Source organism: Vibrio sp. 10N (genome assembly GCF_036245475.1).
Taxonomy (GTDB): Bacteria; Pseudomonadota; Gammaproteobacteria; order Enterobacterales; family Vibrionaceae; genus Vibrio.
Genome location: NZ_BTPM01000001.1, coordinates 1,341,445 through 1,359,359, shown reverse-complemented (window position 1 = coordinate 1,359,359; position 17,915 = coordinate 1,341,445). Strand labels below are relative to the sequence as shown.

At 45.9% G+C, this 17,915-nt stretch carries 11 protein-coding genes; 9 read left to right on the top strand and 2 right to left on the bottom strand.

All coding sequences use genetic code 11. The features are described 5' to 3' along the window. The first annotated feature begins 462 nt into the window (after window positions 1–462). The 3 genes from cls to AAA946_RS06400 all read left to right on the top strand — a co-directional run bounded on the left by cls (window position 463) and on the right by AAA946_RS06400 (window position 3,610). A complete protein-coding gene (gene cls / locus AAA946_RS06410; protein ID WP_338164115.1) occupies window positions 463–1,917 on the top strand; it encodes a cardiolipin synthase in 1,455 nt (484 codons plus the stop codon). A 116-nt stretch (window positions 1,918–2,033) separates the two neighbouring features. Then, on the top strand, window positions 2,034–3,239 hold the full coding sequence (locus AAA946_RS06405; protein WP_338164114.1) for a cystathionine beta-lyase: 1,206 nt from the start codon (window positions 2,034–2,036) through the stop codon (window positions 3,237–3,239). 56 nt (window positions 3,240–3,295) lie between these two features. Beyond that, window positions 3,296–3,610 carry a DUF6693 family protein gene (locus AAA946_RS06400; protein ID WP_338164113.1) on the top strand — a complete coding sequence of 105 codons (315 nt, stop codon included), beginning with the start codon at window positions 3,296–3,298 and terminating at the stop codon, window positions 3,608–3,610. A gap of 46 nt (window positions 3,611–3,656) precedes the next feature. Here AAA946_RS06400 and AAA946_RS06395 read toward each other — a convergent pair whose 3' ends face one another. Further along, complete coding sequence (locus AAA946_RS06395) at window positions 3,657–4,292, bottom strand: SDR family NAD(P)-dependent oxidoreductase (RefSeq protein WP_338164112.1); 636 nt, start codon at window positions 4,290–4,292, stop codon at window positions 3,657–3,659. 145 nt (window positions 4,293–4,437) lie between these two features. Here AAA946_RS06395 and AAA946_RS06390 point away from each other — a divergent pair, with 145 nt between their 5' ends. The 4 genes from AAA946_RS06390 (at window position 4,438) to AAA946_RS06375 (ending at window position 10,957) form a co-directional block, all read left to right on the top strand. Further along, window positions 4,438–5,064, top strand: coding sequence for a DsbA family protein (locus tag AAA946_RS06390; RefSeq protein ID WP_338164111.1), 627 nt, complete (start codon window positions 4,438–4,440; stop codon window positions 5,062–5,064). A 133-nt stretch (window positions 5,065–5,197) separates the two neighbouring features. Then, window positions 5,198–6,961, top strand: coding sequence for an ABC transporter ATP-binding protein (locus AAA946_RS06385; protein ID WP_338164110.1), 1,764 nt, complete (start codon window positions 5,198–5,200; stop codon window positions 6,959–6,961). Continuing rightward, window positions 6,955–8,742, top strand: coding sequence for an ABC transporter ATP-binding protein (locus AAA946_RS06380; protein WP_338164109.1), 1,788 nt, complete (start codon window positions 6,955–6,957; stop codon window positions 8,740–8,742). Before AAA946_RS06385 ends, AAA946_RS06380 begins: the two co-directional genes overlap by 7 nt. 205 nt (window positions 8,743–8,947) lie before the next feature. Then, window positions 8,948–10,957, top strand: a complete 2,010-nt coding sequence (locus tag AAA946_RS06375; protein ID WP_338164108.1) for a methyl-accepting chemotaxis protein — start codon at window positions 8,948–8,950, stop codon at window positions 10,955–10,957. A 411-nt stretch (window positions 10,958–11,368) separates the two neighbouring features. On the opposite strand, the gene gyrA is transcribed toward AAA946_RS06375, so the two are convergent. Beyond that, window positions 11,369–14,002 (bottom strand): DNA topoisomerase (ATP-hydrolyzing) subunit A, encoded by a 2,634-nt coding sequence (gyrA, locus tag AAA946_RS06370; RefSeq protein ID WP_338164107.1) that lies wholly within the window; start codon window positions 14,000–14,002, stop codon window positions 11,369–11,371. A gap of 360 nt (window positions 14,003–14,362) precedes the next feature. On the opposite strand from gyrA, the gene ubiG reads away from it, so the two are divergent. Beyond that, window positions 14,363–15,073 (top strand): bifunctional 2-polyprenyl-6-hydroxyphenol methylase/3-demethylubiquinol 3-O-methyltransferase UbiG, encoded by a 711-nt coding sequence (gene ubiG, locus AAA946_RS06365; RefSeq protein WP_338164106.1) that lies wholly within the window; start codon window positions 14,363–14,365, stop codon window positions 15,071–15,073. Between the two features lie 531 nt (window positions 15,074–15,604). Continuing rightward, window positions 15,605–17,893 (top strand): class 1a ribonucleoside-diphosphate reductase subunit alpha, encoded by a 2,289-nt coding sequence (nrdA, locus tag AAA946_RS06360; RefSeq protein ID WP_338164105.1) that lies wholly within the window; start codon window positions 15,605–15,607, stop codon window positions 17,891–17,893. Window positions 17,894–17,915: the final 22 nt, after the last annotated feature.

Sequence of the window (17,915 nt, the reverse complement as noted above, 5' to 3'; positions counted from 1 at the left end):
AAACCGTCGATTTTCGACGTGAAATTGAGAGTGGCTTTCCTTGATACAAATAGCAACGCAAGCTGTCGCCAATATACGACGGCTATTCCATGTGCGAAGTCTTTCTCACTCCTGACATTGACAGTGTACAAAAACATTTACACCACAAATTTTCCAGGACTTTTGCGAATGGGTAGCAAGTAAAGCAGGTAATCTTTACAATTGGAAGCCCAAAACTATTACCTGGCGATTTTCCATTCTATTTCACTATAGTTCGCTCGTAATACCATCAGATGTAAACGCACATTAACCATTCCTCGACACTTTGTTCTATTCCATTGGTAATTTCACACCCATTGCATTTACGTTCCTTAACACTTAACGCTCACAGCAGTGACTCGTTGTATTTGACAGACAGTTAACTATTCCAAATACTTGATTCTGAGATTATTATTTCCAAAACTGTCTTTCTATCGAGGCTAAATGGACAAGGTTTATCACTTTCTAACACTCGCAGGCATTGGCTTGTATTGGGTACTCGTTGCCGGTGTGACATTGCGGGTTGTGCTCAAGCGGCGCGCAGTCAGTGTTTCTCTTGCGTGGCTAATGGTGATTTATATCATTCCAGTGGTTGGCGTGATTTGCTATTTCATGTTTGGTGAACTCAACCTTGGCCGTAAACGCGCAGAGCGCGCTCGGGTCATGTTCCAGCCTTTCGAAGAATGGTTCTTTCAACTGAACGATTGTAATGCTCATGTGCCCGACAACATGGGTACACACATTTCCAAAATCGATAATTTGTGTAACAAGCGCATGGGTATTCCTGCCTTGTGTGGCAACGAATTACAACTGCAAACGACACCGCAAGAAATCTTACTGTCTGTTATTAATGATATTGAAAACGCCAAACACAGTATTCGTATGGTGTTTTATATCTGGTATCCAGGCGGCCTCGCCGATTCGGTGGCCGCAGCACTCATCCAAGCATCCAAACGTGGTGTGGACGTTAAAGTTCTCCTCGACTCAGCAGGTAGCCCAACCTTTTTCCGTAGCCACTGGGCAAGTATGATGCGCGATGGAGGCATCGAATTAGTGGAAGGGCTGGAAGTCTCACCATGGCGTATTTTCTTACGTCGATTGGATCTGCGACAGCACCGCAAGATCATCGTCATTGATGATGAGGTAGCCTATACCGGTTCCATGAACATGGTCGACCCCGCTTACTTCAAACAAAGCTCGGGAGTGGGTCAGTGGATTGATATTATGGTTCGAATTGAGGGGCCAACGGTCAATGTGCTTTCTGCTATTCACTGCTGGGACTGGGAAGTTGAAACCGGCGACAGGCAATTACCCATTCAACCCGAATGCCAAATCGATATTCCAAAAGACTCAAAGCCAGTTCAAGTCGTACCGTCAGGTCCTGGCATGCCCGATCAACTGATCGGTCAGGTGCTGACCATTGCTATGCACCAAGCGGAAAAGTCGGTGCGAATTACTACGCCGTATTTCGTCCCAAGTGCTGATCTGCTTGAAACCATAAAAACGACCGCACAGCGCGGCGTCAACGTCGAATTAGTGATCCCAAAACACAACGACTCAATGATGGTCAAATGGGCATCACGAGCATTCTATACCGAGCTGCTTTCCGCTGGGGTTAAAATCCATGAGTTTGATGGTGGTCTGTTGCATACAAAATCGGTCGTGATTGATGAGCTGTTCTGCTTAGTCGGCACCGTCAATATGGATATGCGCAGCTTGTGGCTTAACTTTGAAGTGACACTTGCTGTAGAAGATCCCGTGTTCACCCACAAAATGCACAAGTTACAAAGTCACTACATTGAAAGTGCTGAACTGGTCGATTACAGCCAATGGCAACAACGCAGCATTTACCATCGCTTCTTCGAACGGCTGTTCTACCTGTTCAACCCACTGCTCTGATCATAGCGATTGATGAAGGCCAAAGACTTGCAACTCTTTGGCCTTCATGGTTTATTGCTGTTATCTAAGCATGAATCTCAAACACATTGCGGTTTGAATACAGACAGGGATCTTTAATGTCAGAAAGCAAAACCACCAAATTTGTCACCGCTGGCCGCGATAAAAAGTGGACAAACGGAGTCGTAAACCCGCCAGTACAACGCGCCTCTACCGTTGTCTTTGATACTGTCGCTGAAAAGCATCACGCTACCGTGAACCGCGCCAATAAGACCCTATTTTATGGTCGTCGTGGCACCAACACGCATTTTGCTTTCCAAGATGCGATGACAGAGATCGAAGGCGGTGTTGGCTGTGCACTCTACCCGTGTGGTACTGCCGCTATCTCTAATGCGATTCTTGCCTTTGTCGAGACTGGCGACCACATTCTGATGGTTGACACTTGTTACGAGCCAACTCGTGACTTCTGTGACAGCATCATGAAGAAGATGGGCGTAGAGACCACTTACTATGACCCAATGATTGGCCAAGGCATTAAAGATCTTATCCAGCCAAACACCAAAATTCTGTTCCTTGAATCCCCGGGCTCTATCACCATGGAAGTGCAAGACGTTCCAGGTATGGCAAAAATTGCTCATGAAAATGACGTCATTGTGATGCTGGATAACACGTGGGGGGCCGGTGTTAACTTCTCTCCATTTGAGCATGGTGTCGACATTTCGATTCAAGCAGCGACTAAGTACATCGTAGGTCACTCGGATGTAATGCTAGGTACCGCTGTCACTCACGAGAAGTACTGGGATCAACTCCGCGAACAGAGCTACCTCATGGGTCAGTGCGTCTCTCCTGATGATGCTTATCTTGGCCTACGTGGTATCCGCACGCTGGATGTGAGATTGCGTCAGCATGCCGAAAGCAGCTTGAAGGTTGCAGAGTGGTTAGCCACGCGCCCAGAAGTGGATCATGTTCGCCACCCTGCCCTTGAGTCTTGTCCTGGCAGCGAATATTTCAAGCGTGACTTTACCGGCGGTAACGGCCTGTTCTCATTCGTGTTGAAATCGAGCTACCCACGTGCAACCACTGCGCTGCTGGATGGCATGAAACACTTCAGCATGGGCTACTCGTGGGGCGGTTTTGAAAGCCTTATCCTCGCCAACGAACCAAAGAGCTTTCACTCCCTGCGCACCGTTGCTAATCCAAACTTTGAGGGTACTCTGATTCGTCTTCATATCGGTTTAGAAAGTGTCGAAGATTTGATTGAAGATCTAAAAGCCGGTTTTGAACGCTATAATTCGGTGATTCAAGAGAAAACCGTCACTCAATAATGTTTGTTTGAATGGCTTTCTAACGAAAGCCATTTTTTTCACTAAAGGAAATCAAAATGAGACTCAAAGCCGACGTCGCCATCTTAGATATTCTGGGACATTTGTTAATTTGGCTGATACTAAGCTTCGTCACTTTTGGCATCGCGCTGTTCTTTTTCCCCTATTCCTTCTCCAAGTTCATTCTCAACCGCACCTACGTGGTCGATGATATGGGAAGAGAGAGAAAAATGGATTGCGATATCGACTTGTTTAGCGACCTCGGCCACGTGCTATTGTGGTTTGTAATATCGATACTGACATTAGGCATTGGCTACATTTTCTACTTCTATCGCGTTTGGAACTATGCGCTGAATAATACTCGTGTAGACTAACCTCATTTAGAAAACACAAAAGGCAGGATTTGACCTGCCTTTTTCGTTAGTAGTAGCTAACTGTTGGGTCAACACATTGATAGATTTGACCGATACTTGCATCATTCAACAACAATTGGTGCACTAAGCGTGCAACTTCGCTGCGATGAATCGCACCATGAACTTCCACATGTTGAGACAATTTCCCTTGCTCTGTGACCTCACCATCTTTCAAACCACCAGGCCTTAAAATGGTATAGTCGAGTGCACTACTCGCCAGCCACGCCTCTGCTAGCGATTTTTCTCGAACTGCAGCCCCAAAGCCCGCTCTCGCGCGTTCAGAAAGGTACTGCCATGAATCACCACATCCAAGCGAAGTCACCATTAAAAAGCGGTGAATACCGTGCTTTTCCAAAGCATCGACTAAATAGCGGTGTCCAATGTAATCCACTGGCTTATCCGATCTAAAACTACCCATGGTAGACAACACAACCGCATCCTTTGGTAACTCTGATACAGCGCTATTAACAGCGTCGAATTCTGTTGCATCACATGCGATGAGCTTTTCGCAAAGGGAATCCAAGTCCGCTTCCTTTTGTGGGTTTCTTGCTATACCAATAACTTTGATGTCTTGGCTAGCAAAATAGCGCACTGCAGCAAACCCCAGCCCACTGCTGGCACCAAAAATCACAATTGTTTTCATTTTCCACCCCTTTTGATAATGCGAACAATTTACATCATCATCAAGATAAATCTATAATCTGCATCAAACAACACGCCTTTGAGCTCAAATCCATCCATGCTAAGGTGAGCACTTAGACATGGACACGTCGATTAGGAATCCCACTATGAACTCCCCCTCTGCCATTCTTTACTATGTTTACGACCCCATGTGTTCATGGTGTTGGGGCTATAAACCGACTTGGGAGTCCATCAAAGCGTCACTAGGCGGCGACGTAGAAATCCAATACGTTTTAGGTGGGCTGGCTGAAGATACCGATACGCCGATGCCCATGCAGATGCGAACTCAGATAGCAGAGTACTGGCGCAAAATCGAGAGCTACTTGGGAACCGAGTTCAATCATGACTTTTGGACGCTTAACGAACCAAGGCGCGCAACTTATCCTGCTTGCCGCGCGATTATTGCTGCTCGTGCTCAAGACGCCGAGTTTGAAATGTACGCGGCGATACAAAACGCCTACTATCTTGAAGCGAAGAACCCGAGCGATAATTCCGTTCTCATCGACATCGCAACCGAAATTGGTCTGGATAGAGGCCGCTTTACGCGAGATCTCACCGCAAAAGAAACACATCAAGCTTTGCTCAAAGAGATCGCTTTCGCTCGCAGTATTGGCGGCAACAGCTTCCCTTCACTGTTTCTATCTAAAGGTCACGCCATTGTGGAGTTGCCTGTTGATTATCAACATCCAAAGGCCACCGTGTCACAAGTACGTACGATAATCGCTTCTGACTGATTTTGATTCTTTGGCCATCAATATTACAGTTTGCTGTTTTTTCATGGCGTCACGTGTACACTTATTCATGCACGTGATTGGATGAGCCAAATTATTTCTTCACCTAACTGTTTCACCGACAAGAAAGTCTCTAATGACCAAAACCCAGTTTATCGCGCACTTTTTGCGTTTAAATCGCACCTCTTATTTGCTGGCGATTGTTTTCATTTTCCTCGTTAACTGGTTACAAGTTGAGATCCCGCGCTACATCCAATTAGCGATCGATCTGCTTGATGGCATCAGCAGCGAAAGCTATGGCCAATTGCAGTATTACGTCTCTATCGTCGTAGTGATGGCCATTGCGATGATCATTACGCGCATACTATCGCGTATTTATGGCCTCAACCCTGGTCGTATAACGGAAGCTGAGCTAAAAAACATCCTGCTGAAAAAACTTAATCGCCTCCCAAATGAGTTCCACAGTAAATTCGCTTCGGGACATCTGATTTCTATCGTTAATAACGACTTAATGGGGATTCGATTGATGTTTGGTGTCGGATTCCTGCAGCTATTTAATACCCTACTGGCGTTATCGTTAACCCCGCTATGGATGTGGCGCATTTCACCCGAATTGACTCTGTATTCGGTGATCCCAATCATCATTGCCTTTGTGATCTTTCGAATCGGCTTCACCAAAATGAAAGATTTGCACATGGAGCATATGCGTCGATTACAAAAATATTCCGCTGAACTAATGAGTTACCTTTCTGCCATTGACTTGATCAAAAGCCAACAAATGGGAGCTTGGGTACAAGCCGAAACCGACGCACTCAATCAAAAGCTGCTCAAATGCCAAATGAAGCTGACTCGCATCCAAGTGTTCTACATGCCCGTGTTGGATTACGCTAACAATGTCATGAAGATCCTCATCTTAGGTCTCGGCGGCTATATGTTGATGCAGCAAGAACTGACTCTTGGTGAAATCACCGCATTTTTAACCTATTCAGTGCTGCTCTCGATACCGCTAATGGCACTGGGGCGAATCGCGACCATTTATCAACGCGGTATGGTCGGTATTGCCAGCTGCCAAACTATCTTGAACGCTGAGGTACCTGAGATTGACACCAAAACCTTATCAGAAGACACGCTTGATTCTCTTAAAGGGCAAACTTTCTCGGTGCGTAATCTTACCTACCGCTATTCTAAAGACGATGCGCCAATCCTTGATGGCATTAGTTTCGATATTCCGCCGGGTAAGAAAGTCGGTGTTTTAGGAAGTATTGGCGCTGGGAAAACGACCCTAGTGAACTGTCTTAACCACCATCTCGATGTACCAAGTAGCTCCGTTTTTCTTGGCGATCGCGATATCACCAGCTTCTCCAGAAATGATTTGAGGCGCTTTGTAAAAACCATTACTCAAGATCCCTATTTGTTCTCTGCAACCATCACTGAAAACGTCCAGTTCGGTAGTGGGAGTCGAACGATTAGTGACGACGATGTTCAAGGCGTATTGGAGCTGAGTCAACTGGCTGGCGACGTGGAGCGTTTTGAGGAAAAAGCGCAAACCGTGGTGGGTGAAAAAGGCGTCATGCTTTCTGGCGGACAGAAACAGCGCTTGAGTATTGCGAGAGCACTGCTAGAGCCCTGCGATTTGCTTATTATGGACAATGTACTCTCAGCCGTGGATTACGAAACAGAAAGGAAGATACTCGAAGGTCTGTTTTCAAGATTGGAGCATCAATCCGTGCTCGTGGTCTCTCATCGCGTCAATGCCTTGGAATATATGGATGAAATCATCGTGCTTAGCGAAGGTAAAGTACTCGCCAAAGGCGACCATTCAACGCTACTGAAAACCTGTGATTACTACAAAGAGACTTGGCTACTACAGCAAACGGAAACGGAGGCAAACCCATGCTAAAAGGGTTAGATGTAAAATACCTCAAGCACTTCTTTCAATTTGCTCAGCCTTATCGACGTACGGCGTGGATAGGTGTCGCTATGCTGCCGCTCTCCATCGCGTGCAGTTTGCTATTTCCTTGGCTGATTATCCAAGTGATCGACGGTTATCTGTCTCACGGCAACATTGATGGTTTGCTCACGCCAATCCTTTACTTAGTCACTGTGCTGATTGCTAGTTATATCGTCGACACTACCTATGCCTACAATCTCCGCAAAACGGGTCAATTCACTATTGCCGATATGCGCTCTGTGTTGGTATCGCGTGTGCTTAAACTGCCGCGTAGCTACTTCGATAACACCCCTATTGGAATCACACTGTCGCGACTCACTAGCGATTTGGAAACCATTGGTGATTCCTTTGTCCAAGCCGTGGTGGGACTAGTCAGAGACAGCTTAAATACTATTGCCCTTTTGATCATGATGCTCGTTATCGACTGGAAGCTCACTATGGTGGTCTTAGTCGTGATGCCCCCGGTGATTTATTTAACCGTCTATGTGCGTAATCGACTACGTCAAATGCATCAGATCACCCGCTCTGCTCTTGCGAGAGGCATTGGATACCTGCAAGAAGTACTGCTTGGGGTGAAAACCGTGCAGCTATATCGCGCCGAGCAAGAAGTAGAGACCAAATACCAAAGCTATACTGATGAGTTTTTGGCTGCGCAGATGAAGGTGAACAAATACGATGCGATTCTGTTCGCGTTTATCTCTGGCGTCACCTCAATCACCATCGCGCTAATGATTTGGTTTGGCTCCGGCCAAGTGCTCGAAGCTTCGCTCACGCTAGGGGTGTTGATTGCCTTTATCAACACATTAGAGAAAGTGTTCATTCCGATCCGAGACTTCACCTCTCAAATTGCATCTATTCAAAGCTCCTTTGCCGCTTTTGACCATATTGAGGAGCTATTTGTAGAACCGCTTGAGGAAGAAGGACATACATTGCTACCAAGTGATGAGATCAAGCCAAAGCTCAAAGAGTTCCAAAGCTTAGAGTTTCGTGATGTTAGCTTCCGATACAAACAAGATGGACCGTATGTGTTAAGCAAGGTGTCGTTTACCCTGAACAAAGGCCATCAAGTCGCATTGGTGGGCTCTACGGGTTCTGGTAAGTCAACCATCATGCGTTTGATCACTAAGACCTATCGCGACTATGAAGGCAGTATTTTGCTCAATGGTATTGAGCTATCACATATCGCGGCAGAAGATTGCGCTCATTTGTTCTCGATGATGATGCAGGATGTTCACCTATTTGAGCAGAGCATCGATTTCAATATTGCGCTTGGGAAACAAGGCGTCGGCCGCGAGCAAGTCATCGAAGCGGCACGCTACGTCTACGCCGATCGCTTTATCGATCAACTCCCAAATAATTACGACTTCAAACTCGACAAAAATGGCGCAAACCTTTCAGTTGGACAAACGCAGTTGATCTCGTTTGCCCGGGCTATCGCGCAAGGTGGGCAAATCATGATGCTTGATGAGGCCACCAGCTCTGTCGATTCCATTACAGAAGATTTAATCCAAAAAGCGATGAGTCGTTTGTATCAAGACAAAACCGTCATCGCCATCGCACATCGCCTAAGTACCATTAAACACTCTGACATTATTCTGGTGCTCGACAAGGGCGAAATTGTCGAACGTGGAAATCACCAGCAACTCATCGAATTTAATGGACTATACGCAAGTCTGCTGAATGAATCGAAAGGTGACAGCCTAGAGCAAAAAAACGTAAGCAATATGTAATCCAATTCCGATGATGTCATTAGTTCCATTTACCTTTACTAATGACATCATTAATAAAACCCATCATTCTCATGACAGTTATGCCAGCTTCGGTTATTCCACTTCATAATTTGTTTTAAATATTTTATGTCTGTGTGAAAATAGCCGCCAATCCTCTAGGATCCCCGCAAATATACGTGCAATCTTCTAAATTTAAGGAGTATTTATGAGATTGATGGATTCGATCGCTAAGAAGCTAGTGCTAGCGATCGCCACTATTATGGTAACGATATCAATATTCGCTTCCTATTTTATTGTTAATCAGCGCTCCGCTTCTGTAGAGAGTCAAGTGACTCAGGAAGTTCAGTTAGTCACTGAAAAAACCGTACGCTCCATTCACGAGTTCTTTCGCGAGCGCTCACGTGTGGTCACAACCTTGGCAGAAAACCCGTTTATTAACAACTGGTTTGCCAACTATACTCAGCGGGGCTCTAACATAGATAGCGACCCTACCTATCAGTCGATTGTTGATACCTTTCAATCTATTTCAAAGCACGATCCATTGATCAAATCGGTTTTCTACGCCCCAGCCAATACTCATGAATACTTCGATCTCAACGGTCGTTATAACAATCTTGACTATTACACTACCAAGCGACCTTGGTGGTTTGAAGCACTAGAAAAAGATCGCCTTTTCATTACAAAACCACAAATTGATGCCAACGATAAAAGTATTGTTACTTCAATTAAAACTACGGTGAAAGATAATAAGCAGCAACTTATTGGTGTCTTAGGCATTGATATTCTAGGGACAGAAATCAAGCAAGGCTTGATAGATAAAATGCGCTATCAAGGTGTTGGCACTGGCTTTTTAATTGCTTCTGATGGTGGCATCATCGCATTTAACGATACTCAAGACCGTATTGACATGTCGACACTGCCTACTCTAGCCGACATTGACAAAGTATTTGCCAATACCTCTGGATTTGCCGAACTTCAAAATCAAGTCAGCCGCCAGCAACAAACCATTGGTTCTGTATCATTTAACGGTAAGCCTCACCTAGTATTTGTGGAAGCCGTTACTGACCCAACTCTCGAACTGGATTGGCGTGTTGGCTTCATGGTGCCGGAGACCTTAATTAGCGAGCCAATTCAAGCGACTTTCTGGGGAACAGTCACGGTGATTCTGTTGGTGCTGATCATCAGCGGCATCGCCATGTTGGTCATCATTAATCGCTTCTTAACTAAGCCTTTAAACAATGTTGTCACCGCTATGGACAATATCGCTGTAGGCGAAGGCGATCTAACACAACGTTTGGAATACCAACATGATGATGAGCTAGGCAAACTGAGTCGCTCGTTTAACATCTTTGTCAACGATATCCAGCAGACTACACAGCTTAGCCTTCGAACCACTGAGCAAGTCACTAACGATGCGATTGAACTGCATCGTATCGCTGAGCACTTTGGCAACACCATTGGCCGTCAAAAGAGCTACATTGAGCAAATTGCCACCGCTTCGACGGAGATGTCACAAACGATCAGTGGCATTGCGGACAATGCACAGACAGCGCAACAACATGCTTCGGATGCGTCAACGAATTCTCAGCAGAGCCAAACATTAACCCATGATGCAAGCACTCTGATGAATGACATCTACCAAGATGTCTCTAAATCTGAGGAAGTAGTTGCCGTTCTTAATGACAATGCCACCGCAATCACTAGTGTACTTGAGGTGATTAAAGGCGTCGCGGAGCAAACGAACCTACTCGCGCTCAACGCCGCGATTGAAGCCGCTCGTGCAGGTGAGCAAGGACGTGGGTTTGCAGTCGTTGCTGACGAAGTTCGTACCCTAGCCCAGCGTACTCAAGAGTCTACTGTGGATATTGAAGGCATCATCGCCACGCTACAAAGCTCTGCGGCAAACGCGGTAGATTCTCTGCGCATTGGCCGCTCAAAAACCGAGCAAGGTGTGGATATGATTGCGGAAGTCGACAATAAGCTACGCGAAATTCATCAAACGATGGAAATGATCGACTCTCAGTCTCAAGAGATCGCATCTATGGTGAATGAGCAAGCCATCGCTTCCGGTGAAATCAGTCAGCAGACCGTGTCTGTGGATCAACTGGCCGAAGACAGCGTGGCAGACACACGCAAGATGCTAAGCAAAATCGACAAACAGCTTGAAATGATGGAAGAGCTTAAGAAGACGATTGGGAAGTTTAAGGTAAGCTAACCCATAGCAATCACACCCTCGATAACAGTAAAAAGACCTGCTTGTTCGCAAGCGGGTCTTTTTGTCTCGTAATGATTCTAAAAATAGCGAGACTACTCTAACTATTTGTAAAACCTATAGAGAGCATATCCTATACCAATAACTAGGATCACAGTGACAAAGAAACCTATCAACAAATACGCTTGAACGGGTAAATCCATTTAACTCACCTTCATTTTTAGTTCAATTAACAACAATCTGGGCAAGAAAGCCTCGTTCACTATTATTGATGGTCAATTCTATAAAATCAATCCATTCCAGCATATTATCTCAATTATTTCAACAACTTAACAAGAACCTTGTATCGACATTAAAACGACAAGCGAAAAAAAACCTGCCATAAGGCAGGTTTTCTATCATTCGAGTATCTGATTACTCTTCAGAAGCGTCGTCCGCTGCTGGTGCTTCAGGAGCATCGGTTGCTGCAGCATCTGCTACTGCGCCTTCTGTCCCCTCTTCACCTTCAACTTCTGCTAACTCTTCCACTTCATCGATGCGCTGTAGACCTACTACAGACTCATCAGAAGCAGTACGGATTAGCGTGACACCTTGAGTGTTACGACCGACTTGGCTCACCTCTGCAACGCGAGTACGTACTAGCGTACCTGCATCGGTGATCATCATCATTTCGTCGCCTTCTTCAACTTGGACAGCGCCAACAACTGGACCGTTTCGCTCAGAGACTTTGATTGAAACCACACCTTGTGTTGCACGACCCTTAGTTGGGTACTCTTCAAGCTCAGTACGCTTACCGTAACCATTTTGCGTCACTGTTAGAATATCACCTTCGTTTGAAGGAACAATCAGAGACACAACTTGGTCATCGTCAGCCAGCTTCATACCGCGAACACCTGCCGCAGTACGACCCATTGCACGGACTTTGTCTTCGCTAAAGCGAACCACTTTACCCTGCTTAGAGAACAGCATCACGTCACTGTCGCCGTTAGTGATATCAACACCGATTAGCGAGTCATCGTCACGTAGGTTCACAGCGATTAGGCCGTTAGAACGCACGTTAGAGAACTGATCCAGTGATGTCTTCTTCACAGTACCGTCGCCAGTTGCCATAAAGATGTACTTATCAGCGCTGAACTCAGACACTGGCAGGATAGCCGTGATACGCTCACCTTCTTCTAGTGGAAGAATGTTAACGATAGGCTTACCACGAGCTGTACGGCTCGCTTGTGGCAATTGATATACTTTCAGACGGTAAGTCTTACCGCGAGTTGAGAAGCACAAGATGTTGTCGTGAGTATTAGCAACAAGCAGACGCTCGATGTAATCCTCATCCTTCATCTTAGTTGCACTCTTACCTTTACCACCACGACGCTGAGCTTCGTAGTCGCTTAGGTATTGATACTTCACGTAACCTTCGTGAGACAGAGTAACTACTACGTCTTCACGAGCGATCAGCTCTTCCATATCAATGTCGTGAACGGCAGCCGTAATTTCGCTGCGACGCTCGTCACCGTAAGTTGCTTGAACTTCTTCTAGCTCTTCGGTGATCACTTCCATCAAGCGCTCTGTGCTTGCAAGGATGTGCATTAATTCTGCAATCTCTTCTAGAAGTGCTTTGTACTCATCTAGGATCTTCTCGTGCTCTAGACCAGTTAGACGGTGTAGGCGAAGTTCTAGAATCGCTTGAGCTTGTTGCTCAGTTAGGTAGTACAGACCGTCACGGATACCGTATTGGTCTTCTAGCCAATCTGGACGAGCCGCGTCAGTACCGGCACGCTCTAGCATTGATGCTACGCTACCTAGCTCCCAACCACGAGAAACTAGACCGACCTTCGCTTCAGCAGGGGTTGGTGCGTTTTTGATAAGTTCGATAACTTCATCGATGTTCGCAAGGGCTAGCGATAGCGCTTCAAGGATATGAGCACGGTCTCTTGCTTTACGAAGTTCGAAGATAGTACGACGAGTCACAACCTCACGGCGGTGATCAACGAAGCACTTCAGCATGTCCTTAAGGTTGAACAGCTGTGGTTGACCATTGTTTAGGGCAACCATGTTGATGCCGAACGTCGTTTGCAGCTGAGTCTGTGAATACAGATTGTTTAGAACCACTTCACCTACCGCGTCACGCTTACATTCGATAACAATGCGCATACCGTCTTTATCAGACTCATCACGTAGTGCGCTAATGCCTTCTACTTTCTTATCTTTAACAAGCTCTGCAATCTTTTCGATTAGGCGAGCTTTGTTCACCTGATAAGGGATCTCGGTAACAATAATGGTTTCTTTGCCATTCTTGTCTTCTTCGATCTCTGCTTTAGAACGCATGTAGACCTTACCACGACCCGTCTTGTAAGCATCGATGATGCCTTTACGGCCACTGATCAGTGCCGCTGTCGGGAAATCTGGGCCTGGGATGTAATCCATGAGCTCATCAATCGTGATGTCTTCGTTCTTGATGTACGCCAAACAGCCATCGATAACTTCATTCAAGTTATGCGGAGGAATGTTAGTCGCCATACCTACCGCGATACCAGAAGCACCGTTTACTAGTAGGTTTGGAATCTTAGTTGGCAGAACCGCTGGAATTTGCTCTGTTCCATCATAGTTAGGAACATAATCAACGGTTTCTTTGTCTAGGTCTGCTAACAGCTCATGAGCGATTTTAGCCATGCGGACTTCGGTATAACGCATTGCCGCCGCTGAATCGCCGTCAATGGAACCGAAGTTACCTTGACCATCTACCAACATGTAGCGAAGCGAGAACGGCTGAGCCATACGAACAATAGTGTCGTATACAGCACTATCACCGTGTGGGTGATATTTACCGATTACGTCGCCGACAACACGGGCAGACTTTTTATATGGTTTATTCCAATCATTACCTAGTACATTCATCGCGAACAAAACGCGGCGGTGTACTGGTTTTAGGCCATCACGCACATCTGGAAGAGCACGACCCACGATAACTGACATCGCGTAGTCGAGATATGAGCCTCTCAGCTCATCTTCAATGTTTACGGGCGTGATCTCTTTAGCTAGATCGCTCATAGAGCCAATATCCCTCTATAGTTTGATCGTATATTCGATACGTATAAGGTGACAAAATATAACACAAGAATAGTGTGTTCGGCATCACTTTCCCTGCCCTTTTATCAGGTTGTGACCTTGGTTGTGATTCAAACGTCCACAATTTGCACATTTTGAATCTATGACTCTGAAAAATGGTGAAAAAACACCCAAATGGTTCTAGGTAAGTAGGTCAGAAGCCACAAATGCACCATTTATGATCACTAGGTAGGTTTTCCTAGTTTAAATTGCGGTATACTTGCGCGCCATACCGGAGCAAAAAAATGGTCGGAACTAAGATCTACCGGAACACAGAATTGTCGGAACAGAGAATTGGCACAGATGGATAAGCAACAAAACGTCGATCTAGACGAAATCAGAAAATTTGAAGAGATGGCAAGCCGTTGGTGGGACCTAGAGGGCGAGTTTAAACCTCTGCATCAAATCAACCCACTGCGCCTTAACTATGTGCTGGAAAAAGCCAATGGCCTTTTCGGCAAGACCGTACTCGATGTCGGTTGTGGTGGTGGTATCTTAGCTGAGAGCATGGCCAAGCAAGGTGCTAACGTCACTGGTTTGGATATGGGCAAAGAGCCACTGGAAGTCGCACGCCTGCATGCACTAGAGACTGGTACCAAACTCGACTACGTTCAAAGCACAGTCGAAGACCATGCCGCTGAAAACGCAGGTAAATACGACGTAGTGACCTGTATGGAGATGCTTGAGCATGTTCCGGATCCTGCATCCGTGATTGCTTCTTGTGCAAAACTGGTCAAGCCTGGTGGTCAAGTGTTCTTCTCTACGCTTAACCGCAACCTACAATCCTATTTGTTTGCCATTGTTGGTGCTGAGAAACTACTTAAAATCGTTCCAGACGGCACTCATAGCCATGACAAGTTCATCAAGCCTTCTGAGCTTATTAAGATGATTGATGCTACCGAGCTGATTGAAAAAGGCATTACTGGCCTATCCTACAACCCGCTCACCGATAGCTACAAGCTAGGCAAACGTGTCGACGTTAACTATATCGTCTATACCGAAAAGTCACTGTAGCTGTTCATGTACATGAACTAGTCAAACACTACATGTAGTCGCAGCACTAATTTGGCGAACCATCTTTCGACGTCAAATTAGTGCTACAAATCACGTTAACGAGCGGCCACAAACTGTTTACAAAAACAAGACACTTTCGTCGATTTTGTGTGCTGAAATCGCACTTTTAATCACCTCATCAATAACAGCCAAAACTTGCCAAAGATCAAGGAATTTTTTTTCAGATTGTTTAAAACGAAACCGATCTGCGAGCACGTGTTTTTGTACAACTAAGTCGGGTCTAACTTCCATGGTAAGTGTCCACTAACGTATTTTTTTCTTTCCCCTAGTTATCCACAGTTTCCTCAAATCGCCGAACTTGAAAATCTCGCTCTATAGCACTATCTTGTAACTCGTAGTTTAAATGACCCCTACATCTTGTGTTGGAAGCCACTTTCCGTAGGGTGACATTGATCACGAAGCTCTCGCTAAGACTCAACAAAATTTCATAAAAGCGAGGCTTCATATTGTTTTGTTAGGGAACACCTCAGAATGAACCAGCAACTTTCCGTTACCAAGCGTAATGGCCGCAAAGAAAGTATTGATCTTGAAAAAATCCACCGCGTAATCGCATGGGCTGCCGAAGGCCTAGATAACGTTTCTGTGTCACAGGTGGAACTTAAGGCTCACATCCAGTTTTATGATGGCATTACAACGTCAGACATCCATGAAACTATCATCAAGTCTGCAGCAGACCTTATCTCTGAAGATGCACCGGATTACCAATACCTAGCAGCTCGCTTGGCTATCTTCCACCTACGCAAAAAAGCGTACGGTCAGTATGAGCCACCAGCGCTGTTCGACCATGTATCTAAAATGGTTGAAATGGGTAAGTATGACGCGCACCTGCTTGAAGACTACACGAAAGCTGAGCTTGAAGAGCTGGACGATTACATCGACCATACTCGCGATCACGACTTCTCTTACGCTGCGGTTAAACAGCTGGAAGGTAAGTACTTCGTACAAAACCGTGTAAGCGGTCAGATCTACGAAAGTGCACAGTTCCTATATATCCTTGTTGCGGCTTGTCTATTTGCCAAGTATCCAAAAGAGACGCGTCTTGACTTCATCAAGCGCTTCTACGATGCGACATCGACATTCAAGATTTCTCTACCTACACCAATCATGTCTGGTGTACGTACTCCTACTCGTCAGTTCAGCTCTTGTGTTCTGATTGAGTGTGGCGACAGCCTAGATTCTATCAACGCGACGGCAAGCTCTATCGTTCGTTACGTGTCACAACGTGCGGGTATCGGTATCAATGCTGGTCGTATTCGTGCCTTGGGTTCTGAAATCCGTGGCGGCGAAGCGTTCCACACTGGCTGTATTCCATTCTACAAATACTTCCAAACAGCGGTTAAGTGCTGTTCCCAAGGTGGTGTGCGTGGTGGTGCGGCGACTGTATTCTACCCAATGTGGCACGGTGAAGTTCAATCACTCATGGTTCTTAAGAACAACCGTGGTGTTGAAGAGAACCGTGTACGTCACATGGACTACGGTGTTCAGTTGAACAAACTGATGTACGCACGTCTTGTTCAAGGTGGCAACATTACTCTGTTCTCACCATCGGATGTTCCAGGTCTTTACGATGCATTCTTCGAAGACCAAGACGAGTTCGAGCGTCTATACGTTAAGTACGAGAACGATCCGTCAATTAAGAAAGAGACGGTGAAAGCGGTTGAGCTGTTCTCACTACTGATGCAAGAGCGTGCTTCTACAGGTCGTATCTACATCCAGAACGTTGACCACTGTAATACTCACAGCCCATTTGACTCGAAGGTTGCGCCAGTTCGCCAATCTAACCTATGTCTTGAGATTGCACTGCCAACTAAACCACTGAAAAACGTGGAAGACGAATCAGGTGAGATTGCGCTATGTACGCTATCGGCATTCAACTTGGGTGCAATTAACGAGCTTGACGACCTAAAAGATCTGTCTGACCTCGTGGTTCGTGCACTTGATGCACTGCTTGATTACCAAGACTACCCACTACCAGCGGCATACCGTTCAACTATGAACCGCCGTACTCTGGGTGTTGGCGTGATTAACTACGCTTACTACCTTGCGAAAAACGGTGTTAAGTACTCAGATGGTTCTGCAAACAACCTGACTCACCGCACGTTCGAAGCGATTCAGTACTACCTACTGAAAGCGTCTGTAGAGCTTGCAAAAGAGCAAGGTCGCTGCCCATCGTTCCACGAGACGAACTACGCGAAAGGCCTACTGCCAATCGATACGTACAAGAAAGACATCGACCTCGTTTGTGACGAAGCACTTCACTACGATTGGGATGAGCTACGTGCAGAAATCATGGAGTTCGGTCTACGTAACTCAACACTGACTGCGCTAATGCCTTCTGAGACGTCTTCGCAAATCTCTAACGCAACCAACGGCATTGAGCCACCACGTGGTTACGTATCAGTGAAAGCGTCAAAAGACGGCATCCTGAAGCAAGTTGTGCCAGACTTTGCCAACCTAAAAGAGAACTACGAGCTGCTTTGGAACATCGGCGGTAACGATGGTTACTTGCACCTTGTTGGTATCATGCAGAAGTTTGTTGACCAAGCTATCTCTGCGAACACTAACTACGACCCTAGCGTCTACGATAGTGGCAAAGTGCCAATGAAGAAACTGCTTCAAGACCTGCTAACTGCGTATAAGTTTGGTGTGAAAACACTTTACTACCATAATACTCGTGACGGTGCGAAAGACGACCAGAACGACAAAGCAGCGGTTGTTGAGCAAGACGACGATTGTGCAGGCGGTGGCTGTAAGATCTAATGTGCCAAGCACACAATCAATA